24 protein-coding genes are annotated in these 23,099 nt (G+C 63.1%); 9 read left to right on the top strand and 15 right to left on the bottom strand.

Annotation, left to right across the window (positions count from 1 at the left end; all coding sequences use genetic code 11):
• Positions 1-23: 23 nt before the first annotated feature.
• Genes ACYU81_RS01140 through ACYU81_RS01130 form a run of 3 tightly spaced genes read right to left on the bottom strand, consistent with a single transcriptional unit; the run spans position 24 to position 3,409 of the window.
• Positions 24-884, bottom strand: coding sequence for a hypothetical protein (locus ACYU81_RS01140; RefSeq protein ID WP_460985988.1), 861 nt, complete (start codon positions 882-884; stop codon positions 24-26).
• Entirely contained in the window at positions 881-2,203 is a 1,323-nt protein-coding gene (locus ACYU81_RS01135) for a replication-associated recombination protein A (RefSeq protein WP_460985987.1), read from the bottom strand. Before ACYU81_RS01135 ends, ACYU81_RS01140 begins: the two co-directional genes overlap by 4 nt.
• A 27-nt stretch (positions 2,204-2,230) precedes the next feature.
• A complete protein-coding gene (locus ACYU81_RS01130; protein WP_460988083.1) occupies positions 2,231-3,409 on the bottom strand; it encodes a glycosyltransferase family 4 protein in 1,179 nt (392 codons plus the stop codon).
• Positions 3,410-3,529: 120 nt separating this feature from the next.
• Here ACYU81_RS01130 and ACYU81_RS01125 point away from each other — a divergent pair, with 120 nt between their 5' ends.
• The 3 genes from ACYU81_RS01125 (at position 3,530) to rnr (ending at position 6,860) form a co-directional block, all read left to right on the top strand.
• Positions 3,530-3,748 carry a hypervirulence associated TUDOR domain-containing protein gene (locus tag ACYU81_RS01125; RefSeq protein WP_196225914.1) on the top strand — a complete coding sequence of 73 codons (219 nt, stop codon included), beginning with the start codon at positions 3,530-3,532 and terminating at the stop codon, positions 3,746-3,748.
• Between the two features lie 42 nt (positions 3,749-3,790).
• The gene (locus tag ACYU81_RS01120) at positions 3,791-4,441 is read left to right on the top strand and encodes an MOSC domain-containing protein (protein ID WP_460985986.1); all 651 of its coding nucleotides are present in this window, start codon (positions 3,791-3,793) and stop codon (positions 4,439-4,441) included.
• 67 nt (positions 4,442-4,508) lie between these two features.
• Positions 4,509-6,860, top strand: a complete 2,352-nt coding sequence (rnr, locus tag ACYU81_RS01115) for a ribonuclease R (protein ID WP_460985985.1) — start codon at positions 4,509-4,511, stop codon at positions 6,858-6,860.
• A gap of 171 nt (positions 6,861-7,031) precedes the next feature.
• Here the strand turns inward: rnr and ACYU81_RS01110 are convergent, their stop codons facing one another.
• On the bottom strand, positions 7,032-7,487 hold the full coding sequence (locus ACYU81_RS01110) for a universal stress protein (protein WP_460985984.1): 456 nt from the start codon (positions 7,485-7,487) through the stop codon (positions 7,032-7,034).
• Positions 7,488-7,695: 208 nt separating this feature from the next.
• Here ACYU81_RS01110 and ACYU81_RS01105 point away from each other — a divergent pair, with 208 nt between their 5' ends.
• From ACYU81_RS01105 to ACYU81_RS01090, 4 genes are read left to right on the top strand one after another with little or no spacing between them, the layout of a single operon-like run.
• Entirely contained in the window at positions 7,696-8,964 is a 1,269-nt protein-coding gene (locus ACYU81_RS01105) for a pyruvate dehydrogenase complex dihydrolipoamide acetyltransferase (protein ID WP_460985983.1), read from the top strand.
• On the top strand, positions 8,964-9,380 hold the full coding sequence (locus tag ACYU81_RS01100) for an acyl-CoA thioesterase (RefSeq protein ID WP_449473104.1): 417 nt from the start codon (positions 8,964-8,966) through the stop codon (positions 9,378-9,380). Before ACYU81_RS01105 ends, ACYU81_RS01100 begins: the two co-directional genes overlap by 1 nt.
• 5 nt (positions 9,381-9,385) lie before the next feature.
• Positions 9,386-10,783, top strand: coding sequence for a dihydrolipoyl dehydrogenase (lpdA, locus tag ACYU81_RS01095; RefSeq protein WP_460985982.1), 1,398 nt, complete (start codon positions 9,386-9,388; stop codon positions 10,781-10,783).
• Complete coding sequence (locus tag ACYU81_RS01090) at positions 10,761-11,534, top strand: phosphatase PAP2 family protein (protein ID WP_460985981.1); 774 nt, start codon at positions 10,761-10,763, stop codon at positions 11,532-11,534. The genes lpdA and ACYU81_RS01090 overlap by 23 nt, the downstream gene beginning before the upstream one ends.
• Here the strand turns inward: ACYU81_RS01090 and ACYU81_RS01085 are convergent.
• From ACYU81_RS01085 to ACYU81_RS01035, 11 genes are all read right to left on the bottom strand, one after another.
• The gene (locus ACYU81_RS01085) at positions 11,496-12,944 is read right to left on the bottom strand and encodes a DUF2142 domain-containing protein (protein ID WP_460985980.1); all 1,449 of its coding nucleotides are present in this window, start codon (positions 12,942-12,944) and stop codon (positions 11,496-11,498) included. The two genes, ACYU81_RS01090 and ACYU81_RS01085, sit on opposite strands and share 39 nt — an antisense overlap.
• Positions 12,945-13,176: 232 nt before the next feature.
• Complete coding sequence (locus ACYU81_RS01080; protein WP_460985979.1) at positions 13,177-14,121, bottom strand: hemolysin family protein; 945 nt, start codon at positions 14,119-14,121, stop codon at positions 13,177-13,179.
• Between the two features lie 8 nt (positions 14,122-14,129).
• Positions 14,130-14,642 (bottom strand): rRNA maturation RNase YbeY, encoded by a 513-nt coding sequence (ybeY, locus tag ACYU81_RS01075; protein WP_460985978.1) that lies wholly within the window; start codon positions 14,640-14,642, stop codon positions 14,130-14,132.
• 22 nt (positions 14,643-14,664) lie between these two features.
• A complete protein-coding gene (locus tag ACYU81_RS01070) occupies positions 14,665-15,669 on the bottom strand; it encodes a PhoH family protein (protein ID WP_460985977.1) in 1,005 nt (334 codons plus the stop codon).
• Positions 15,670-15,791: 122 nt separating this feature from the next.
• On the bottom strand, positions 15,792-17,141 hold the full coding sequence (gene miaB, locus ACYU81_RS01065; RefSeq protein ID WP_460985975.1) for a tRNA (N6-isopentenyl adenosine(37)-C2)-methylthiotransferase MiaB: 1,350 nt from the start codon (positions 17,139-17,141) through the stop codon (positions 15,792-15,794).
• A gap of 9 nt (positions 17,142-17,150) precedes the next feature.
• Positions 17,151-17,783 carry a lysophospholipid acyltransferase family protein gene (locus ACYU81_RS01060; RefSeq protein ID WP_460985974.1) on the bottom strand — a complete coding sequence of 211 codons (633 nt, stop codon included), beginning with the start codon at positions 17,781-17,783 and terminating at the stop codon, positions 17,151-17,153.
• A gap of 131 nt (positions 17,784-17,914) precedes the next feature.
• Positions 17,915-18,337, bottom strand: coding sequence for a Fur family transcriptional regulator (locus ACYU81_RS01055; RefSeq protein ID WP_196225926.1), 423 nt, complete (start codon positions 18,335-18,337; stop codon positions 17,915-17,917).
• Positions 18,338-18,457: 120 nt separating this feature from the next.
• On the bottom strand, positions 18,458-18,880 hold the full coding sequence (locus ACYU81_RS01050) for a Ros/MucR family transcriptional regulator (protein WP_449473088.1): 423 nt from the start codon (positions 18,878-18,880) through the stop codon (positions 18,458-18,460).
• A gap of 112 nt (positions 18,881-18,992) precedes the next feature.
• Positions 18,993-19,472, bottom strand: a complete 480-nt coding sequence (gene rimI / locus ACYU81_RS01045) for a ribosomal protein S18-alanine N-acetyltransferase (RefSeq protein WP_449473086.1) — start codon at positions 19,470-19,472, stop codon at positions 18,993-18,995.
• A complete protein-coding gene (tsaB, locus tag ACYU81_RS01040) occupies positions 19,469-20,119 on the bottom strand; it encodes a tRNA (adenosine(37)-N6)-threonylcarbamoyltransferase complex dimerization subunit type 1 TsaB (RefSeq protein ID WP_460985973.1) in 651 nt (216 codons plus the stop codon). The genes rimI and tsaB overlap by 4 nt, the downstream gene beginning before the upstream one ends.
• A gap of 94 nt (positions 20,120-20,213) precedes the next feature.
• Entirely contained in the window at positions 20,214-20,789 is a 576-nt protein-coding gene (locus tag ACYU81_RS01035; protein ID WP_460985972.1) for a NifU family protein, read from the bottom strand.
• Positions 20,790-20,902: 113 nt separating this feature from the next.
• On the opposite strand from ACYU81_RS01035, the gene ACYU81_RS01030 reads away from it, so the two are divergent.
• Together ACYU81_RS01030 and ACYU81_RS01025 are read left to right on the top strand one after the other, a co-directional pair.
• On the top strand, positions 20,903-21,373 hold the full coding sequence (locus tag ACYU81_RS01030; protein WP_460985971.1) for a pyridoxamine 5'-phosphate oxidase family protein: 471 nt from the start codon (positions 20,903-20,905) through the stop codon (positions 21,371-21,373).
• Positions 21,374-21,647: 274 nt separating this feature from the next.
• On the top strand, positions 21,648-23,024 hold the full coding sequence (locus ACYU81_RS01025) for a DEAD/DEAH box helicase (protein ID WP_460985970.1): 1,377 nt from the start codon (positions 21,648-21,650) through the stop codon (positions 23,022-23,024).
• The last annotated feature ends 75 nt before the right edge of the window (positions 23,025-23,099 follow it).

The following is a 23,099-nucleotide window of genomic DNA, read 5'->3' as shown; positions in this document are numbered from 1 at the left end:
TTGGACGGAAAAGCGCCTTACTATCAGATGACACCGAACGTCCAGCCCTCCGTTGCGGCAATATGCGGATTGAGCCCGGGCGGGGTCCAGATGCCCGGACTTGGCGCGACGTTGCGCATCCATGCGGCAGTGACGATCGCGTCCGCGCCGTGATCATCCGGCGGCAATCCCTCATAGGGCTGAGAGCCGAGCGCGGATAGCGCATCGTCCAAAGCGCCCAGGTTCCGCATCTTTGTCCGCCCTTTGGGTCGGCCCGCCGCCCTCGCCGCGATGCTGGTATAAATCTCCACCACCAGCGACCCGTCGCGCGGCATCGGGTCGAATGGCCAGACGGGAACATGATTTCGCACCTGATGGAGCAGGCGCATCCCCGCAAAGCTCGCCTTCGCCACCTGAGCCGCGCCGATCGCGTCATAGACGGTGGACGGCTTGCCCCCACCGCCCGCATTATAATGCGCTTCGCACACCCGGTTGTGCATGAAGTCTGCCTTCACCCCGTCCGCCTTGCCGAAGTAGAAGTGGCGGCGATGCGTGACGTGCAGCAGGCTGCCCGCACCCAGATCGGGATCATCGCACACGCTATCGACATAAGCCCAGAAGTCAGGCCCCGTCACCGGCACCTCATCACCCGGCAGATACGCCCGTCGCGTCACGAAGGGCGGCGCAAAGCTGAAATCGAACCCAAACAGTGTCGGCGCCTCCGCAGCCGCGGCGACCAACCACTCCGCCACCGCCGAACGCGACCAGAAACTGCCGTCTTTCGGATGGATAAGCCGGGGAACTGCATCACCACGCTCGCACAGCGCGACTGCTATCCCCTTATGCCGCACACCCTTCGCGCCCGACCAGTCGATCGCGGCATAGCGGGTAAAGCGAGGCGTCATTCGCCTCCGCCGCGCTCGGCCCGCAGCTTGTCCCAATAAGCCATGCGCTCGGCTATGCGCGCCTCGAACCCGCGATCGGTCGGGGCAAAGAAAGTCTGAGCCTCCATCTCCTCGGGCCAATAATTGTCCCCGGAAAAGCCCTCAGCGCTGTTATGATCATATTGATAGCCCTTGCCATAGCCGATGGTCTTCATCAGCCGGGTAGGGGCGTTCAGGATATTCTTCGGCGGCATTAGCGATCCTGTATCGCGCGCCGATTTCCACGCTGCTTTCATCGCCGCATAGGCCGCGTTCGACTTGGGAGCCGTCGCGCAATACAGGCACGCCTGCACGATCGCCAACTCCCCCTCGGGACTCCCCAGAAAATCATAGCTGTCCTTGGCCGCCAAGCACTGAACCAGCGCCTGCGGGTCGGCGAGCCCAATATCCTCGCTCGCAAAGCGCACCAGCCGCCGCAGCACATAAAGCGGCTGTTCCCCCGCCGTCAGCATCCGCGCCAGATAATAGAGCGCCGCCTGTGGGTCCGATCCGCGCAACGCCTTATGCAGCGCCGAGATCAGGTTGTAATGCCCCTCCCGGTCCTTGTCATAGACCGCCATGCGCCGATGCAGCAGCGCCGACAGCCCAGCCGGGTCAAGCGGCTCGCCAATATCGATGGAATACAGCGTCTCGACCTGATTAAGCAGGAACCGCCCATCGCCATCCGCACTCGCCAGCAAGGCATCCCGTGCGGCCGCAGTAAGTGGCAAAGGCCGCTGCGTGATCGCCTCCGCCCGGCCCAGCAACAGCTCCAGCGCGGCGGCATCCAGCCGGTGCAGGATCAGCACCTGCGCCCGCGACATCAACGCCGCGTTCAATTCAAAACTGGGATTCTCCGTGGTCGCCCCCACCAGAGTCACGGTCCCATCCTCGACAAAAGGCAGGAAACTGTCCTGCTGCGCCCGGTTGAATCGATGAATCTCATCCACGAACAGCAAAGTCTTGTCCCCGCGCCGGGCATGCTCCTTCGCCGCCGCAAAGACCTTCTTGAGGTCAGCGACGCCCGAAAACACTGCGGAGATCGGCTCGAACCGCATATCCACCGCGTCGGCCAGCAGCCGCGCGATCGTCGTCTTGCCCGTACCCGGAGGCCCCCACAGGATGATGGACGAAAGCCGCCCAGCCGCCACCATCCGCCCGATCGCCCCTTCCGGCCCGGTCAGATGCTCCTGCCCCACGACATCGGCCAAAGTACGCGGCCGCAGGCGGTCGGCCAGCGGCGCATTTTCCCCGGCCTCACCGGACTCGTTCACGGCATCGGAAGCAAAAAGATCGACCATCGCTCCGATATAGGCAAAGTGCGCGGTTTAAGGAACCGGGCTGGAGCGCAGCCGCGCGCCGTGCGTCCGCTGGCGAATCACGCGGACATAGGTATCGACCAGCGCTTGATTCACCTGATCCCATCCATATCGCTCCGCCTCCGCCATCGCGGCAGCCCCGGCATCGGCCCGCGCATGAGGATCGGTGCAATAGCTCGCCAACGCATCGGCAAAGGCCCCGATCGCCCCCGGACGGATCAGGCGGCCCGTCACGCCCTCGGTGACAAGGCTCTCACTACCCGTCGCCCGCGCCGCCACCGTGGGAAGCGCACAAGCCATCGCCTCCAGCGTCACATTGCCGAACGTCTCGGTGATCGAGGGATTGAAGAGCATATCCATGCTGGCGACCGCCCGGCCAAGCTCATCACCCTTCTGGAACCCGGTGAAAACAGCGTCCGGCAGCCGGTTCTGAAACCACTCCCGCGCGGGGCCTTCGCCGATGATCAGTACCTTGTGCCGCACATCGCGCATCTTCAGCTGGTCGATCGCATCGGAAAAGACGTCCAGCCCCTTTTCCATCACCAGACGGCCGATGAAGCCGATCACCGGCTGATCATCCTCTATCCCGATCGACCGCCGCCACGCCATGTCGCGACGTCCGGGATTGAAGATGTCCCGGTCGATCCCCCGCGTCCAGATGCCCACATCATAGCTCATCCGCTGTTCGCGCAGCAGCTGCGCCATGGACTCCGAAGGCGCGACAATGGCGTCACAACGCCGGTAAAATCGCCGCAGCATCGATTCTATGACCGGCTCCAGAAAGGCCAGTCCATAATAGCGGGGATAGGTCTCAAACCGCGTATGGACCGAAGCCACCGCCGGAAGCCCGCTGTTCCTCGCCCATGTCACCGCCCGGTGCCCCAATGGATCAGGGCTCGACACATGGACCAGATTAGGCCGAAACCGCTTCAGGTCGCGCCGAACATGCCCCGACATGCGATAGGGCACGCGATATTCCTTCCGCCCCGGTATCGCCAGGGATGGCGCGCTCACCAGATCGCCTGTCGGCTCGAACGCGGGTGTCGCAATCGTCGGCGAATAGACGCGCACAGCCGCGCCCTGACGCAGCAAATAGCCCACAAAGCGGTTGAGCGCCTGGTTCGCGCCATCGCGCACATAATTGTAATTGCCGCTGAAGAGCGCGACGCGAAGGCCAGTAACGTCCATCTGCCGCGCCTTAACCCAGCCAAATGAAAAACCCAAGGGAACCGCATCCGCAACCGGGATTTTTGTCGTCATGACCGTATCGAAACGCCGCCATGATGTCGCGGCAGGAGAAGGATGAGGATGTCCGAAGCTTTCCGCAGGGGGATGCGCGTTAAGTGGAATTGGGGGCAGGGCGTAGGCCGTGGACGCGTGGCCGAACGGTTCGACCGCCATGTCGAAAAGACGATCGAAGGCGCACTGATCCGCCGGAATGGAACGGCAAAGAACCCCGCCTATCTCGTCCAAACCGACAGCGGCAGCGAAGTATTGAAACTGGCGTCAGAACTAAGCCGCGCCTGACCCCCTCTCGCCAATTTTCCGCGCCGCTGCCATAGGGGCGGAATGGCTGAGCATCTTACCATCGAGGCGTTGCTGACCGGCACGCCCATGCCCTTTCGCGACAGCGACTATAGCGCCATCGCGAAACGGCCGGTGGATGGCGTCGTCCGCATCGGATGGCAGGGGCTTGAAGGGGACGCTGTCGCCGACCCTGTCCATCATGGCGGGTGGGACAAGGCGATCCACCTCTACCCGCAGGACCATTATGATTGGTGGCGCGAACGCAAGCCTGATCACCCGCTGCTTCAGGCTCCCGGCGCTTTCGGCGAAAACATTGCTTCCCTCGGCATGACGGAGGAGGAAATCTGCCTCGGCGACCGCTTCTCGCTCGGCAGCGCGCTGGTAGAGGTCAGCCATGGACGCCAACCCTGCTGGAAGCTCGACCACCGCTTCGGCTCACGCGACATATTGGCGACCATTGTGAAAACCGGCCGCGCAGGTCTTTATTTCCGCGTACTGCGCGAAGGGGAGGCGGAAGCAAAAGGGCGCATGGAACTGCTCGACCGTCCGTTGCCTGAATGGCCCATCGCACGGGTCTTTCGCCTGCTGATCGGCGGGCGGCACAAGGTTGAACCCGACGCTGTCCGGGCACTGGCGGGCATGCCCGTCCTGGCGGAGGTTTGGCGCGACCGCGCCCGTAAGTTGGTGGAATAGCGGGCAGCGCCGCAAATCTCGGCCAAGCCATCTGGTACGCTGCTCGGGCCTTCCCTATAGCTGATCCATGGCATCGACCCAAAAGCAGAAGAAACCCGAAAAAGTCCGGCCCGCCGGCTTCCCCACTCGCGATCAGGTGATGGAATTCGTCACCTCCTCCGATCAACCAGCGGGCAAGCGGGAAATCGCAAAAGCCTTCGGCCTCAAGGGGCAGGAAAAGATCGCGCTGAAAGCGCTGCTGAAGGACATGGCCGACGAAGGGCTGCTGGACATCGGCCCCGCGCGCGCCTTCCACAAAATGGGCGGCGTGCCAAAGGTCACCGTCCTGCGCATCGTCGATGTCGACGGCACGACCCTCATCGCCACCCCTGAACGATGGGAGGCTGAAGGCCAGCCCGCGCCCCGCCTGCGCGTAATGGAACGCGGCAAGAGGGGCGCGTTGACTATCGGCGACCGCATCCTCGCCCGCACGGAAGAGGCCGGGCGCGGCTGGGTTGCCCACCCGATGAAGAAGCTCGCCAAGGCGACCGAGGAACTGCTTGGCGTGGTGGAAGCGGGGGAGGGTGGCAAGCTCTGGCTACGTCCCGTCGACAAGCGCATCCGCAAGGACACGCCGATCAGCGACGCGGGCAATGCCAGCCCCGGCGATCTCGTTCTGGCCGAACCCGTGGGCCGCCCGCCGCGCATCAGTGCCCGCGTAACCGATATATTGGGCGATCCCTTCGCGCCCCGCAGCTTCAGCCTCATCGCGATCCACAAATATGGCATTCCGCACGTCTTCCCCGAACAGGTGGAAGATGAGGCTGTCGTCGCCTCGGACATCGCCTTGAATGAGGATAAGCGCGAGGATTTGCGCCATCTGCCCATCGTCGCGATCGACCCCGTCGATGCACGCGATCATGACGACGCCGTCTGGGCTGCACCCGACGAAGACCCCGCCAACCCCGGCGGCTATCGCGCCATCGTCGCCATCGCCGACGTCAGCTACTATGTCCGCCCCGGCAGCGCCCTCGACAAGGAAGCCCGCAAGCGCGGCAACAGCGTTTATTTCCCCGACCTCGTCGTCCCCATGCTGCCGCACCAGCTGTCATCCGACATGTGCTCGCTCCGCGCCGGACAGGACCGCGCAGCCATGGCCTGCCACCTCACCATCGACGCATCCGGCAAGGTCACCGCCTGGCACTTCACCCGCGCCTTCATCCGCGTCGCCGCCGTCCTGGCCTATGAAGACGCTCAAGCCGCAATCGACGGCACATCTCCCCTCCCGCAAGCGGGAGGGGCCGGGGGTGGGCAAGGCGACACCTCACCAAATCAACCCGACCTCCTCGAAACCGCCCTAAAACCCCTCTGGTCCTGCTGGAAACTCCTACGCAAAGCCCGCGACAAGCGCGACCCGCTAGCCCTCGACCTCCCCGAACGCCGCGTCGTCCTCGACGAAAACGGCAAGATCGTCAGCGTCGCCGTCCGCGAACGGCTCGACGCGCATATGCTGATCGAAGATTATATGATCGCCGCCAACGTCGCCGCCGCCAAGGCGCTCGAAGGGAAGAAGGCGCCGGTCATGTACCGCGTCCACGAACCGCCCAGCCGTGACAAGCTGGTCGCGCTCAAGGACTATCTCGCGACCTTCGACATCGACTTCGCGCTGGGGCAGGTCATCAAGCCCTCAACCTTCAATCGCCTGATCGACCGCATCGGCGAGGCGGAGGAAAAGCCGCAGATCATGGAGCAGATCCTGCGCAGCCAGACCCAGGCCTATTACAGCCCCGCGAATATGGGCCATTTCGGCCTGGCGCTCGGTTCCTATGCGCATTTCACCTCGCCCATCCGCCGCTACGCCGACTTGCTGGTCCACCGCGCGCTGGTCGGCGGCTACAAGCTCGAACTCCCCGCGCCCAAGGGTGGCGCGCTGCCGGACCGCACCTCGCTCAGCGCCGACGATCATGAAAATATGGGCCGCGTCGGCGAGATGATCAGCCAGCATGAACGCCGCGCGATGGAGGCGGAGCGGGAGACGATCGACCGCTATGTCGCCGCCTTTCTCGCCGCTCATGTCGGCGAAATGGTCAACGCACGCATCACGGGCGTGCAGAATTTCGGCTTCTTCGCGACGGTGGAGGGGCTTGGCGGCGATGGCCTCGTCCCGGTGTCCACCATGGGCGACGAACGCTTCTTCTTCGACGAAGCAGGCCGCGCGCTGGAAGGCGTGGAGAGCGGCGACCGCTACACCGTCGGCCAGCATCTCCAGCTACGCCTTGCCGAAGCCGACCCGATCAACGGCTCCCTCCGCTTCGAACTCCCCGACGCCCCACCGCAACGGCCGAGCTTCAAGAAGGACAGAACACGTCCCGGCGCGAAACGCGGCCGCCCCGCAAACATCCGGCACATGGGCGCAAAACGCGGCAAGCACCGCCGCTGAGACTTATTCCAATCCCTCTTTTGCGCACCACCTAACCCCGTTCGGGCTGAGCTTGTCGAAGCCCTTTCCTTTCTGGAGAGAAGTAGAACCGTTGGCTATCGCCGCCCTTCGGGTCGACAGGCTCAGGGCGAACGGAAATAGGAGGCGGTGCCAATCTCTAAAGCATAAACCTTAACTCAGCCGATCGATCGCCTCCGCACTCAACCCGCCCGGAATGACCATGATAGGGCAGGGCAACTTCCCCGCGTCCGCCCCCGCAAAGTGCGACACCAGCGCGCCCGGATGCCCGCTCGCCGCCGCCCCCAGCACCAATGCCGCGACATCAGGCATCTCGTCCAGCGTCTCGCGCACCAGTGCCACCGCGTCACCCTGTCGCACGGTAATGCTCGGGCGAATACCGGACTCCTCGGTCAACGTACCTGCCGCGCTGGTGACGAGCGCCTCGGCCCGCTGCCGCGCTTCATCCTCCATCGTCGCCTGTACGCCGCCCCACTGCACGAACTCGGCGGGCGGCACGAGAGCGAGGATGCGGATAGACCCCGCCGTCTTCGCCGCGCGCCGGGCCGCGAAACGCAGCGCCGTCTCCGCCTCCGGCGATTCGTCCACTACAACCAGATAAGTCCGCATAGCTGCCGCACCCCACGCCAAAATGGGCAGCTTGGTCTCCCGCTGCCTTCCTGTCTGAACCCATCTGGTAAATTATGAACCAGTCTGGTGAAATGTGGCGGATTATCGCCCGAGGCGCAAGCCACGCCCTTGACCCTCCCGCGCAAAGGGTCAAAACGGCTTCCAACGCTTACCCGCCCGGCCGGGAAAAGAAGAGAGGCCTTCACGCATGAGCAAGAAAATCCAGATGCCCGCCTTGTCTCCCACGATGGAAGAGGGGACGCTGGCTAAATGGCTGGTGAAGGAAGGCGATACCGTGTCGTCGGGCGATCTGCTCGCCGAGATCGAAACCGACAAGGCCACAATGGAATTTGAAGCCGTGGACGAGGGCAAGATCGCGAAGATCCTCGTGTCCGAAGGCTCCGAAGGCGTGAAGGTCGGCACCGTCATCGCCATCATCGCCGAAGAAGGCGAAGACCTCGCCCAGGCAGCCGAAGGCGACTCCGCTCCCGCCGCCAAGCCAGCCGCCGCCGCGCCCAAGGCCGATCCCGTGCCCGCCAAGGCAGAAGCTCCCGCCCCCAAGGCGGAGACTGCACCCCAGTCCGGCGACCGCGTAAAGGCCAGCCCCCTGGCGCGCCGCATCGCCGAGGAAAAGGGCCTCGACCTCTCCAGCCTCACCGGCACCGGCCCCAACGGCCGCATCGTGAAGGCCGATCTGGAAGGCGCTTCGGCCAAGGCTCCGACCGCCGCCCCGGCTCCGGCCGCAGCAGCCCCGGCCCCTGCACCGGCCGCCGCGCAGGACTTCGGCATCCCGCACGAAGTCATCAAGCTCAGCGGCATGCGCAAGACCATCGCCCGCCGCCTCACCGAATCCAAGCAGCAGGTCCCGCACATCTACCTCACCGTCGATATTCAGCTCGACAAGCTGCTGAAGCTGCGCGGCGAACTCAACGCCGGTCTCGCCAGCCGCAATGTCAAGCTGTCCGTCAACGACCTCCTCATCAAGGCGCTTGGCGTCGCGCTCATCCAGGTCCCCGAATGCAACGTCCAGTTCGCGGGCGACCAGATGCTGCAATTCAGCCGCGCCGATATCAGCGTCGCCGTCTCGATCCCCGGCGGCCTCATCACCCCGATCGTGACCGGCGCGGACAGCAAGGGCGTCGCCGCCATCTCGAACGAGATGAAGGATCTCGCCACCCGCGCCAAGGACGGCAAGCTCAAGCCGGAAGAATATCAGGGCGGCACCGCTTCGCTCTCCAACATGGGCATGTTCGGCATCAAGCAGTTCGAAGCCGTCATCAACCCGCCCCAGGCCATGATCATGGCGATCGGCGCGGGCGAAAAGCGTCCCTTCGTCGTCGATGATGCACTCCAGATCGCGACCGTCATGTCCGCCACCGGCAGCTTCGACCACCGCGCCATCGACGGCTCGGACGGTGCGCGCTTGATGAAGGTGTTCCGCGAACTGATCGAAAACCCCCTCGGCATGCTCGCCTGATGCGCGCCGCCGACGAGCCGCCGCCGGAGGAAAGCCCGGCGGTACGCGTCATCGCCATGCCCGCCGATACCAATCCCTATGGGGATATTTTCGGCGGCTGGCTGATGAGCCTCATGGACTCAGCGGCGGGTTCGGTCGCCGCCCGCCACAGTAAGGGCCGCGCCGTGACCATCGCGGTCGAAGGCATGACCTTCCTCCGTCCGGTAGTCGTCGGCGACGAAGTTTCGGTCTTCGCCAAGCTCGCTTCGGTCGGCCGCACGTCGATGAAGATCGATGTCGAGGCATGGCGCCGCACCCGCCACGACGACCGATCCTACCGCGTGACCCGCGCCACTTTCACCTTCGTGGCGATCGGTGAAGATCGCCAGCCCCGCACCGTCCCGCCCATGACGGCGGCTTCAGACAAGAGAGACTGAAATCCATGGCTGAAAATTACGACGTCATCGTTCTGGGTTCCGGCCCCGGCGGCTATGTGGCCGCGATCCGCGCGGCGCAATTGGGCCTCAAGACCGCCATTGTCGAGCGCGAAAATCTCGGCGGCATCTGCCTCAACTGGGGCTGCATCCCGACCAAGGCGCTGCTGCGCTCGGCGGAAATCTTTCACTATATGCAGCATGCGGGCGATTACGGCCTCGCCGCCGAAAAGATCAGCGCGGACATCGCCGCCGTCGTCAGACGCTCGCGCGGCGTCGCCAAGCAACTCAATCAGGGCGTCACGCACCTGATGAAAAAGAACAAGATCACCGTCCACATGGGCGACGGCAAGCTCACCGGAAAAGGCAAGCTCTCCGTCACCAAGGACGGCAAGACCGAAGAACTGACCGCGAAGAACATCATTCTCGCCACCGGCGCCCGCGCCCGTGATCTGCCCGGCACCCCCGCCGATGGCAAGCGCGTCTGGACCTACCGCCACGCCATGACCCCGCCCGAAATGCCGACCAAGCTGCTGGTCATCGGCTCCGGCGCGATCGGCATCGAATTTGCGAGCTTCTACAATGACATGGGCGCGGACGTCACCGTGGTCGAAATGATGGACCGCGTCGTGCCCGTAGAGGATGCGGACGTCTCCGCCTTCCTCGAAAAGGCGCTCAAGAAGCAGGGCATGACCATCCTGACCAGCGCTGGCGTCAGCGATATTCAGGTCGGTGCCAACGGCATCAAGGCGAAGCTGAAGGACAAGGCGGGCAAGGAAAGCGCCGCTGAATTCAGCCACATGATCGTCGCAATCGGCATCGTCCCCAACACCGAAAATATCGGCCTCAAGGAACTGGGCGTCGCGATGGACGATCGCGGCTTCCTCAAAACCGACGAGATGTGCCGCACCAACATCGAAGGCCTCTGGGCAATCGGCGACATCACCGCCCCACCATGGCTCGCGCACAAAGCCAGCCATGAAGGCGTGATCACCGCCGAAGCCATTGCGGGCAAGCACCCCCATGCCATGGACCCGCGAAACATCCCCGGCTGCACCTATTGCCACCCGCAAATCGCCTCGGTCGGCCTCACCGAAGCCAAGGCGAAGGAAGCAGGCTATGAGGTGAAGGTCGGCATGTTCCCCTTCATCGGCAATGGCAAGGCGATCGCGCTGGGCGAAGCGGAAGGCTTCACCAAGACCGTGTTCGACGCGAAAACCGGCGAGTTGCTGGGCGCGCACATGGTCGGCGCGGAAGTCACCGAAATGATCCAAGGCTATACCATCGGTAAAACGCTGGAAACGACCGAAGCGGAACTGATGCACACCGTCTTCCCGCATCCGACCATCTCGGAATCGATGCACGAAAGCGTGCTCGCCGCTTATGGACGCGCGCTCCATATCTGATCGCCGCTCATGGCAAAGGGGCGCGGGGATATTCCTCCTCGCGCTCCTCGCCGTTCTGGCAATCGCGCTGCTGCAGCGATCCGGCTGGTTCGATCCACTGAACGTTGCTGCGATGAAGGCGGCGGGGGCGGGCAGGGCGGCCGCTCCGTGGGTCACGCCAGTCATGGTCGCGGCCTCGGTCATCGGCGACACGGTTGGGCGACTGCTCATCATGGCCGTCGTGGCGATCGCATTGCTCTACCGCCGACAACGCCATGCCGCCCAATGGCTCGCCCTCGTCACGGTCGGCGGCACCTTCCTCAACACCGGCCTCAAGCAGATTTTCGCCACACCGCGACCTGATCTGCTGCCCCACATCGACATCGTGCATAGCTACAGCTTCCCCAGCGGCCATTCCGCTGGGACCATGATCCTGTTCGGCGCGCTGGCGATGCTGAGGCGTTTGGAACCCGGCGCCCCACCACCACCGTTCGCCCTGAGCTTGTCGAAGGGCTTTCCTTCCTCTTTAAGTAAGAAGAGGGCTTCGACAAGCTCAGCCCGAACGGGATGGAGTAATCCAGGTAAAAAGCATCACACTCTCGCCTATCTCGCCGCCGCCCTCATCATCGCCCTAATCGGCACCAGCCGCGTCTGGCTAGGCGTCCACTGGCCGACCGACGTCCTCGCCGGCTGGATCGAGGGCCTGGGCTGGCTATGCCTCTGCCGCTACTGGCTACCAGCGGGGCGAGGGCAGGAGCAGCGCGTCGCTTAATCGCTCATGCGGCGGCATCCCATCGGCAGTGACGAAGCCATGCACCCAGAAGCTGTCATAGGCACTGCCCAGCGCAATCAGCAGCAACAGCAGCGCCGACCCTGCAAAGACCGGCCGCGCGGCTCGCAACCCCGCTTCCGGCATCATCGCCAGCAACACCAAAGGCAGCAGCGGCAGGAAATAACGCCCCTGCGTCCCCTGCACATAATCGGCGCCGAGCGGCGTGCCCGTCAGATACATGGCCGTTTCGATCAGCAAAGCTGTGCCGCCAGCCACAGCCAGCCACCACAGCCTTTGCGCCGCGCCGACCCGGACCCCCGATCCACTCAAAACAGCCGCTCCCAACATAACAGCCGCCAGCAGATAGGTGCCGAGCGGCAACAATATCGCATTCCACCCGAAGCGGCCGACAAGCTGCAACGCATAAACCGGCGATCGCTCGGCAATGCTGGACCCCAGCGTCCGAACATAGGCGACCGGATCAGCCATGATGACCGCCAGCTGCGCACCAAGCGGCGCGGTCATGACATTCTCCCCCGTCTTGCGCGACACGATATGATAAAGCGCCTGACTGCCGCCGGACATCTTCATCCACAGAATGAAGACCACCGCTCCCAGCGCCATCGCGCCTAGCAACAGCCAAGGCCGCATGTCCCGCCGATACTGCGGCCATTGCAGCCCCGCCGCCATCAGGGGCAGATACACCCCCTTAGCCAGCGCGAGCAGAGGCGCGGTAATCAGCAGCCCAGTTGACCGGCCCGAACTGCTACCCATTGCGGCAAGGCGCAAGGACAGCGCCAATCCCACAAAGCCCATCCCGTTGATGACGGCGTCGGGAGAGAGCGATCCCGTCTGATAGCAGAATGTCGGGAGCAATGCCGTCCCAAGCAACGCGCTTCGACCAAAGGGCATCAGGCCGAACGCCCCTACCAACAGCATGAGGCCGCCAAGCGCGTTGATCATCCGCCCCGCGTAGAAGCTCCCCATGCGCGGCAGGCCCAGCGCGTCACCAATACTCAATCCGGCCGCTGAAGGCGCATAAAGCGTCGGTGCATAATTGGCGACGTTGGGAAAATCGGCAAAGGCAGTGCCCGGCCGCCCTGCGTCAGCCCTCCACGCCCGCTCCATCATCCCGCGATCAAAGCGCCGCGCCTCGCCCGTAACTTCGGTGGGAAAGTCGATCCCGTGCAGATCCAGCGCGGATCGCGGCAGCTCAGCCCCGATCTCCTCGCTCCGCTGCTCGGTCATGACCCGCCCGTCCGCCAGCAGCAGCGCTTTCATATAATGCTGATTTTCGTCGGGTGCCTGAAAGGGGGGCGTAATCACCGCAAACGACAATGTAACGGCGCAGACCAGCGCCAGCAGCCAGCGCTCCAGTCTCGTCACAGGCACGGCAATGGGCGAAAGCATCGCCCGCTCCGAAGAAATCGATAGTCTTTCGTGCCGCACAAACCGCTCCACCACAAAACCCTCTCCCTCGGGGGAGAGGGCAGGGAGAGGGGGTGGCGCAACCCTCGTTGGACTCACACCCTCACCGAATTACTTCCACCGGAAAGCAACAAGGCGGGCGCAACCCTAACGATCAGCTCTTAACATTTCCCAGCATTGCCCGCGCTTTTCCCAAGTTGCGCAGGCATCCCGCTCATTCGGCTTCATTTTCTTTTTCAACCGGAGGATGGAGCCGCAGCCGTGTCACCCGGCGTCCATCGCTGCTCACGATTTCCAGCTTCCAGCCGCTCTGTTCATGATTCAATATTTCGCCAGCTTCGGGCACTCGCCCCGCGATGACGAACGCCAGACCGCCTAGGGTGTCGACATCTTCCTCGACATCGGCCAGCCGCTCGTCAATCTCCTCGGCGACATCATCCAGCTCGGCGCGGGCGTCCGCTTCCCACAATCCGCCCTCCAGCGGAACGAGCAGGGCCTCAGGCGCATCGTCATGCTCATCCTCGACGTCACCGACGATTTCCTCGACCAGATCTTCGAAAGTCAGCAGGCCCTCAGTTCCGGAATATTCATCCAGAACGATGGCAAGATGGGTGCGTTTCGCCCGCATCTCCGCCAGCAGGTCCAGCGCGCCCATGCTCTCGGGCACATAAAGCGGCTGACGGATCAGAGGCTCCAGACTGTCTGGAACGGGCGATTTGCCCGCCAATATCGCAAAGGCGTCGCGGATGTGGACCATGCCGACGATGGTATCCAGCGTCTCGCGATAGACCGGAATGCGGCTGTGCCCCGCTTCGGCGAACAGCGCCGCCAGTTCGGCAAAGCTCGCCCGCTCCTCGATCGCGACGATGTCAGCGCGCGGCACGGCCACGTCATCGACCGTATGCTCGGAAAAATGCAGCAGGTTGCGAACCATCTGCCGCTCTATCGCCGACAGGTCGCCCTTGGCCGCGGCAGGCGCGCGTTGGTCCTGCTCATCCTCATCATAATCGTCGAGCGCCTCTTCCAGCTCGCGCCGCAGGCTGGGGCTCTCCTCCTCACCAAATAGCAGCGACTTCAGGCCGCTCCATAAACCGCCCTCGTGACTACTACTGTCCGATTCCTTTGAACCGTTGCCGTCCTTCGGACTGCCTTCAGCCATCGTTCTTCCTATTGTCCTGTCAGGCGATCCCCATAGGGATCGGAAATGCCAAGGCTCAGCAACGACTGCGTCTCCAACGCCTCCATCGCCTCTGCCTCGGCATCCTCCATATGATCATATCCCAGCAAATGGAAAGTCCCATGGATGATCAGATGGGTGGCATGTTCGGACACCGATATGCCTTTTTCCGCCGCCTCGGTGGCACACACGCCCTCCGCCAGCACGATATCGCCCAGTAGCACCTCGCCATCGTCGGTATTGCCGGTCCCTTCCAGCAGGTCGGACTGCACCATCGGGAATGACAGGACGTTGGTCGGCTTGTCCTTGTCGCGATAGGCGCGGTTCAGCTGATGAACCTCCTCGTCGCTGGTCAGCTTGACGGCGACCTCATACAGCGCCTGGTCCGAGGCGAAGGCCGCGTAGGGGCTGTGGGTGATCGCCGCCACGACCGCCCGCTGCGCCAGCAACTCCCAATCCTCACCCGGCCAGCCTTCATCATGAAGGACCGCAACTTCAATCATCTATGTGCGCTCCACTACCCATTCACGCATCCGGCCCCTCATAAGCCTGCACGATCCGCCCCACGACCGGATGGCGCACGACATCGCCGATGCCGAACGGCACCACGGAAATGCCATCCACGCCCTCCAGCCGCGCTACCGCGTCAGCCAGCCCCGAAATCCCCGGCTGCGGCAAGTCCACCTGCCGCGGATCGCCGCAGACCACCATCCGGCTCCCTTCGCCAAAACGCGTGAGGAACATCTTCATCTGCGCGATGGTCGTGTTCTGCGCTTCGTCCAGCACGATGAAGGCGTTGGCCAGCGTCCGCCCGCGCATGAAGGCCAGCGGCGCGATCTCTATCTCCCCGCTCGCGATCCGCCGCTCCACCTGTTCGGCGGGCAGCGTGTCGTAGAGCGCGTCATAGATCGGCCGCAGATAGGGATCGACCTTCTCCTTCATGTCGCCCGGCAGGAAGCCCAGCCGCTCGCCCGCCTCGACCGCAGGGCGCGACAGGATCAGCCGATCGACGCTGCCCGTGATCAGCTGGCTAACCGCCTGCGCGACGGCGAGGTAGGTCTTGCCCGTGCCTGCCGGACCCAGCGCGAAGATGATGTCGTTCCGGGTCAGCGCCTCCATATAGGTGACCTGCGTCGCGGAGCGTGGAACGATCGTCTTCTTGCGCGTGCGGATCATCACCTTGGGCGGCTCGGCGACGTCATGGCGGATGATGCCGTCCAGCATCGGTTCGGCCGACATGGCGATCACCGCCTCAACCGCGCCGCTGTCAATCTCCTGCCCCGCGACGATCCGGTTATAAAGGCCCGTCATAACATCCCGTGCCCGCGCCGCCGCTTCGGCATCGCCCTCGATCTGAAGCTTATTCCCCCGTGCCGCAATATAGACGCCCAGCCGGTTCTCGATCGCCACCAGATTCTGGTCATATTGCCCGAACAGCGCGCCCAACAGGTGCGGCTTCTCGAAAGTCACTTCCAACCGCGCGCGTTCAGCAACGTCCACGCGATGATTTTGGTTCGGTTTCTTGGACATTCAGCAGCCTCCCTTTCCATCCGTCACAACCGCGCTGGCGGTTATCCATCTCCTGGTCTTCGATCCCGGTGGACAGGGTCGGAGATGGGTTCCTGCAGAAGCGGGAACGACGGGTTTTGGGTTCAAGCGGCTTTCCTCCTGCTGAGTTCGCCGGCCAGACTATTCGGACCGGCACTGATGATATCCACTTCGACCATGTCACCGATGAAAAGTTCGGGCGCTGTGACATGGACAGACTGCAACCAAGGCGTTTTCCCGATCAACTGCCCCGGATGACGCCCCTTGCGCTCAAGCAAGATCTCGGTCTGCCGCCCAACGGTGGCGGCGTTGAAGTCCACCTGATGCCGGTTGATCACCGCCTGTAGCCGCGCCAGCCGCTCGTCCATCACCTCAGCCCGGATCTGCTCGTCCATGTCCGCCGCGGGCGTGCCGGGGCGCGGGCTATATTTGAACGAATAGCATTGCGCATAACGCACCTGCTCGACGATCTTCAGCGTATCCTCAAACTCCGCATCCGTCTCGCCCGGAAAGCCGACGATGAAGTCGCCCGACAGCGCGATATCGGGGCGCACCTGCCGCACCCGCTCGATGATCCGCAAATAGCTGTCCACATCATGGCTGCGGTTCATCGCCTTCAATATGCGGTTGTTCCCCGACTGCACCGGCAGATGCAGGAAAGGCATCAGCTTCGCCTCGTCGCCATGCGCCGCGATCAGCCCGTCGCTCATGTCGTTGGGATGGCTGGTCGTGTAGCGGATGCGCGCCAGCCCGCCAATCTTCGCCAATTCGCGCACAAGGCCATCCATACCCTGCAAGCGGCCCTTGTCATCCTCGCCAGCCCAGGCATTCACATTCTGCCCCAGCAGCGTGATTTCCCGCACGCCGCCATCCACCAGTGCCTTCGCTTCATCGAGGATCGCGCCCCAAGTCCGGCTGATCTCCGCCCCGCGCGTATAGGGCACCACGCAATAGGTGCAGAACTTATCGCACCCTTCCATGATCGTCAGGAAGGCGGTCGGCCGAGCCTGCTTCGTCCGCCCCGGCAGGGCAGAGAATTTCGACGCCAGCGGCATGTCGGTATCCACCGCCTCCTCGCCACGCCCGGCCTTCTCGATCAGGTCAGGCAGCCGGTGATAGGCCTGCGGACCCACCACAATATCAACAGTCTTCGCCCGGCGGCTGATCTCGCCGCCTTCCGCCTGCGCGACACAGCCAGCGACCGCGATCATCGGCCGCGTCCCATCCTCGCGGTTCAAGCGGCCAATATCCGAATAGACCTTATCCACCGCCTTTTCGCGAATGTGGCAGGTGTTGAGGATGACCAGATCCGCCTCGGCTCCATCGGCCGCAGCAGTCATGCCCCGTTCGCCCAGCATCTCGGCCATGCGCTCGCCATCATAGACGTTCATCTGGCAGCCGAAGGATTTGACGTGGAATGTCGCTGGAGTCTTTGGGGCGTCGTTACGATTCATGCCGTCCATCTATACAGGGGCCACGACCGGAGTGAAAGGCGGCAGGTGCATCGTAATGCTCGCCGCGATCCTTTCGCGCGCCACGGCCGCTAACTGCTTGCGATCGGGGTAAAGCGCCGGGTCGAAAGGCTCCAGAAAACGCAGCGTTACGTTCAGCCTGCCGCGCCGTTCCAGCAGTCGCCGCACATTCTGCCCCGCCGGTTCGTCACTATGCCACGCAATCTCCGCCGTGGCCGCGCCATAGTCGATATGCACCGGCTGGATCATCACCGCGCGCGGTGGCGGCAGCAGAACCGCCAGTAGCGACGGCTTGAATGGCAGCAGGCCCTGCCCATCGCTGGTCGTGCCCTCTGGAAACAGCGCAACCGGCTGATGCCCCGCCAGGGCCGTGCGCAGCGCCTCAATCTGTCCGCCCAGCGCGCCCCGCCGATTCCGCGCCACGAACAGCGTATTATTCTGCGCCGCCAGCCACCCGACGATCGGCCAGCCCGCAATCCCGTCATGCGCGACGAAGGCAGCGCCGGTCGCACCGCCTAGCGCCAATATATCGACCCAGCTGACATGATTGGCGATGATGAAGCTGTCGCCGTGAAAGGGATGCCCCTCTACCCGCACCCGCGCGCCGACGGCCCTTGCCGCCATTCCCAGAAAGCGGGGAGGCCAGGGAGATCGCGCTCCTACGGCCCGCCATAACAGATGCGGGATCAGGCAAAGCAGCAGGCATGCCGCCAGAGCGCTCAGCCGATAAAGAAAGCGCAGCCGCCGCAAGGCTGTCAGTTCTTGCGATCCAACGATACGCCGTACAATTCCATGCGATGATCGACCAGGCGGAAACCCAGCTTTTCGGCGATCTGCTTCTGCAACTGTTCCAGTTCGGGATCGACGAACTCAATAACATTGCCGGTCTCGACATCGATCAGATGGTCGTGATGCGCTTCGGGCGCTGCCTCATAACGGGCGCGTCCATCGCCAAAGTCGTGCCGCTCCAAAATGCCCGCTTCTTCGAACAGGCGAACCGTGCGGTACACGGTCGCGATCGAAATGCCCGGATCGATGGCGGACGACCGCTTGTGCAGTTCCTCCACATCGGGATGGTCCACCGCGTCACTCAGCACCTGAGCGATCACACGGCGCTGTTCGGTGATGCGCAGGCCCTTCTCATGACAAAGGGCTTCTACATCGATCTTGCGGTTCATGCGGGCTCGCTCATTCAGGTGTGTCGGATAATCAGCGGAAATCTAGCGGCATAACTGCCATTATAAAAGGGGCGCATGGCAAATGCGCCCCTCTCATCGCGGATCGCCCGCAGTTGCTGCTTATTTTGCGCGAGTGCGGCGGCGCTTCGTGCCAAGGCCGATCTTCTTCGCCAGCGAACGACGCTGCTCGGCATAGTTGGGTGCGACCATCGGATAGTCGGCGGGAAGGCCCCACTTTGCGCGATAATCGTCCGGCGTCATCTGATAGTGAGTCATCAGGTGGCGCTTCAGCATCTTCAACTTTTTGCCGTCTTCCAGGCAGATAATATAGTCGGGCTTGATCGAAGAACGCACCGACACCGCTGGTTCCGGCTTCACTTCCGGGACGGCAACGGGCTTGGTCAGACCAGAAAGGGCGGCGTGAACGTTCTGGATGAGCGTCGATACGTCAGACACGGCGACACTGTTGTTAGAAACATGTGCTGCAACAATGTCCGAAGTCAAAGTAATGAGCAGCTCGCTCTGGGCTGATTCGATTTCCATTTCTTTTATCCCGCGAATGCTGAATTGAGTGCGACCCGCCCAGGTGAATTCGTTTCAGGAGCGGTATGTCGGCGTTATACCCGGATACGCCGATTAGCAAGGGCGATCCAGTCTATCCCAGCATTTCTATACGAAAACTCAGGGCATCGTGAAGTTGTCCGTCGGCACCCCGGTAGTAACCGGGACGCCTATGCACATATTCGAACCCTGCTTTTTCATATAGTTTGATCGCTGTATTTGACGAACGGACTTCGAGATTCATCGACTTGATGCCTCGCCGTCGCGCCGTCTTCAAACTATCGACCAACAGTTCCCGGCCAATGCCCCGTCCGCGCCACGCCGGATGGACGGCCAGCAGCAGCAGTTCGCATTCGTCCAGCACCGACCGGACCAGCGCGAAACCCATCGCCGCCGCATCCACCCGCGCGATCGTCAGCCAGGTGCCCGGCATCATCATGACGCCGGAAAGCTGTGGCAGCGTCCATGCCTCGCCATAAGCGGGGTCGAATGCCTCTGCCATGACATCCATTGCGTCGGCCAGCGCGTTGCGCTCGCCATCCTCATATATGTCCAGCGTCAGGCCGGGGGTCATGAACGGCCCTGCTGCGGGGTAGGCTGCATCATGGGCTGCGCGTCGGCATCGCGGCAGTAAATGGGGGAGGGCGGAAGCGATGGCAGCGCCGCGATCAACGGATAATCGGCGGAATTGGGATAAAGGCTGACGGCCGTTCCATGGCCACGCGCGGTCACCAATGCTTCGGCGCCCGTGCCATATATCACCGGCTGCTCCAGCATCGTGGCAAGCGTCGCGATCGGGGTGGACGCGGGCTGGGTGATGGCGGTCAGGCCATCGGCTTCAAAACATTGCCAGAACAGTTCGCCATGCCCTCCGGTGATGGTGACCGCGATCGGCCCGCCATCCTGATGCTGATCCTGACCTTGGGCCGCCTTGGCCGCGATCAGCGACAGCGCGCAATAACCCTGTAAGGGCAGCGACCATGCGAGAGCAAGCGCCCTTGCCGCCGCTATGCCGATGCGCACGCCAGTGAAGCTTCCGGGGCCAAGGTCCACCGCGATCGCGTTCGCCCGGCCGCCGTCGGGCAGGGCGGCTATCGCGGGCACCAGCGCTTCGGCATGGCCCCGGCCGACTATCTCATGGAAATGGCCGATCGCCCTGCCGTCTTGCAGCAGCGCCACGGACAGCGCCTGCGTAGCGGTGTCGATGACGAGAGTGCGCAAGAAAATCCCCTGTGAAAACCGGCGTGGAAGCGGGCGGCCTAAGGCAAGCGGTTAGTCGATCGCGATCGTTTTGCCAAACGCCGCCGCCGCTATTTCAGACGGCGCGCACTTCCGTCACTTCCGGGACATAATGTTTGAGCAGTTGCTCAATCCCGTTCTTCAACGTGGCGCTTGAGGACGGGCAACCGGAACAGGCGCCCTGCATCCGCAGATAGACCGTCCCGCGATCAAAGCCGCGATAAACGATGTCGCCGCCGTCATTGGCGACGGCGGGGCGAACGCGTGTGTCGATCAGGTCGCGGATTTGCGCGACGATCTCCGCGTCGGCGGGATCATCGGTGAACTGCTCTTCCTCTTCGGGAATGAAGATTTCGCCCGCCGATCCGGGGGTGAATAGCGGCATGTTCGCCGAAAAATGCTCCAGCAGGATCGAAAGGATATCGGGCTTCACATCGCTCCACTGAGCGCCCGGCGCTATGGTGACGGAAATGAAGTCGCCGCCGAAAAACACGCCGGTGACGTCGCCAAGGCCAAAAAGGGCGTCGGCGAGCGGAGAGGCTTCCGCTTCCTCGGGCGTCGCGAAATCGCGCGTGCCCATGCCCATGACGACCCGGCCGGGGATGAACTTGACGGTTGCCGGATTTGGCGTTGGTTCGGTCTCGATCAGCATGGCCGCTATGTGGAGAGAAGCTTGCTCAAGATCAAGCGTCCAGACGGGCTTTTGCGGAACTTCGCCAGATGCTGGCGATTAAACTCCTATCAGCATGAGCAGGAGACAGAAGGATGAGCACCGAATCCGATATCCGCCACCGTTTCTGGACCGAATTGTCGCAGAGCCCTTTTCTGATGATCGGTTTGCAGGGATCGCACGAACATAACCTGCCGATGACGGCGCAACTCGACCCCGGTGCCAATCATTGCTTCTGGTTCTACACCACCCGGGACAATCGTCTGGCGGCCGGCGGCCCCGCCATGGCGCAGTTTGCGGGGAAGGGCCATTATCTGTTCGCCTGCATCGATGGCACCCTTGTCGAGGAAACCGACCCGGCGGTAATCGACCGCTATTGGACCCATGAAGTCGCGGCCTGGTATCCCGGCGGGCGGACGGACCCCAATCTGCTCATGCTCCGCTTTGATCTTGGCCATGCGGAAATCTGGCGCGCGGACATGTCGCTGGGCGGCGTCTTCAAACAATTGTTCGGCGGCGACGTGCGCGACGAAATGCGCGGCAAACATGTGGAAGTGTCGCTCTGAATTCTTCCCAAGGGCTTCGTTTCGGCGAAGCCCTTGCTTTTTTGCATGAATGAAAGCATATGCGGCGCAACGCAGCGGGCGGCCTTCATGGCCCATCAGCGATTGGCAGCGTGATCGTCCCGACCCTTGAGGGGTGACGGGGCCGGCCAATGAAAGTCTGCGCCAAGCTTTTGAGGCTTCCCTATTCACGCGGGTCGTTTCGCAACCCGCTTTGCGTCCAGTTGCGATTCGCAACCTATGGGCGCCTGAGCCTTTTTAATTCGAGAGTTCATTCATGCAATTCACCGACCTTGGTCTCGCCGAGCCCATCCTGAAGGCGCTCGCCGCCAAGAATTACGCCAACCCCACTCCCATCCAGACGCAGGCCATTCCCGTCCTGCTTCAGGGCAAGGACCTGTGCGGCATCGCCCAGACCGGCACCGGCAAGACCGCTGCCTTCGCGCTGCCCAGCCTCGACCATTTCGCCCGCAATCCCAAGCCGACGCCGCTTCAGGGCTGCCGGATGCTGGTCCTGTCCCCCACCCGCGAACTCGCAGCCCAGATCGCCCAGAGCTTCCGCGACTATGGCCGCTTCATGAAGCTGTCGGTCGAAGTCGTCTTCGGTGGCGTCCCCATCAACCGTCAGATCCGCGCACTCGGCCGGGGTGTCGACATCGTCGTTGCAACGCCAGGCCGTCTCCTCGACCTGATCGACCAGCGCGCCTTCACCATTAAGGACACGGAAATCTTCGTCCTCGACGAAGCCGACCAGATGATGGACATGGGCTTCATCCACCCCTTGAAGCGCATCGCGAAACTGCTTCCCAAGGAAAGGCAGAACCTCTTCTTCTCGGCTACCATGCCCAGCGAGATTGAGTCGCTCGCCGCGCAGTTCCTGAACAATCCGGTGAAGGTCAGTGTCGCGCCGCAGTCCACCACGGCCGAGCGCGTCCGGCAGCAGGCGACCTTCGTCAATCAGGCGGAAAAGCAGGCGCTCCTCACTCTCACGGTTCGCAACGAGCCGATCGACCGCGCGCTGATCTTCACCCGCACCAAGCACGGCGCCGACCGCGTCGTCCGCTTCCTGGAAGGCGCGGGCATCCAGGCCGTCGCGATCCATGGCAATAAGAGCCAGGGGCAACGCACCACGGCGCTCCAGGCATTCCGTCACGGCCATGTAAAGCTGCTCGTCGCCACCGACATCGCTGCGCGCGGCATTGATGTGTCGGGCGTCAGCCACGTCATCAATTTCGAGCTTCCCAATGTGCCTGAACAATATGTCCATCGCATCGGCCGCACCGCGCGGGCAGGCGCGGAAGGTATTGCGATCAGCTTCGTGGCTGATGATGAACGGCCCTATCTCAAGGCGATCGAGCGCACCGCGAAGGTGAAGCTCGAGATCGTGCCCTTGCCTGACAATTTCGTAGAAGCCGTCCGCAACCTCCCGAAGGCGGCGCCTCAGCGTAAAGGCCGCGAGCAAACGCCGGAACAGAAGACGCGCCGGGCCGATGGCCAGCGCCGTTATCAGGACCAGCAGAAGCAGCAGCGCGGCACGGCCGAACGGGCTCACCGCCCCGATGGAGAGGCAAAGCCCGCGAAGAAGAACTTCCGCCGCAACCGGAGCGGAGTAGGCGCGCACAAGGGCGCTGTGCAGAAGACCGGCGGCCGTTAAGTTTCAGGCAGGATGGCGCCGGGTGGCGCCATCCTGCCCTCCTTCGTGAAATATGGCTGCTCTTTGTCAGTAGCC

This window comes from Sphingobium sp. TomTYG75 (genome assembly GCF_054771635.1).
This window is presented reverse-complemented; position numbering and strand designations above follow the sequence as displayed.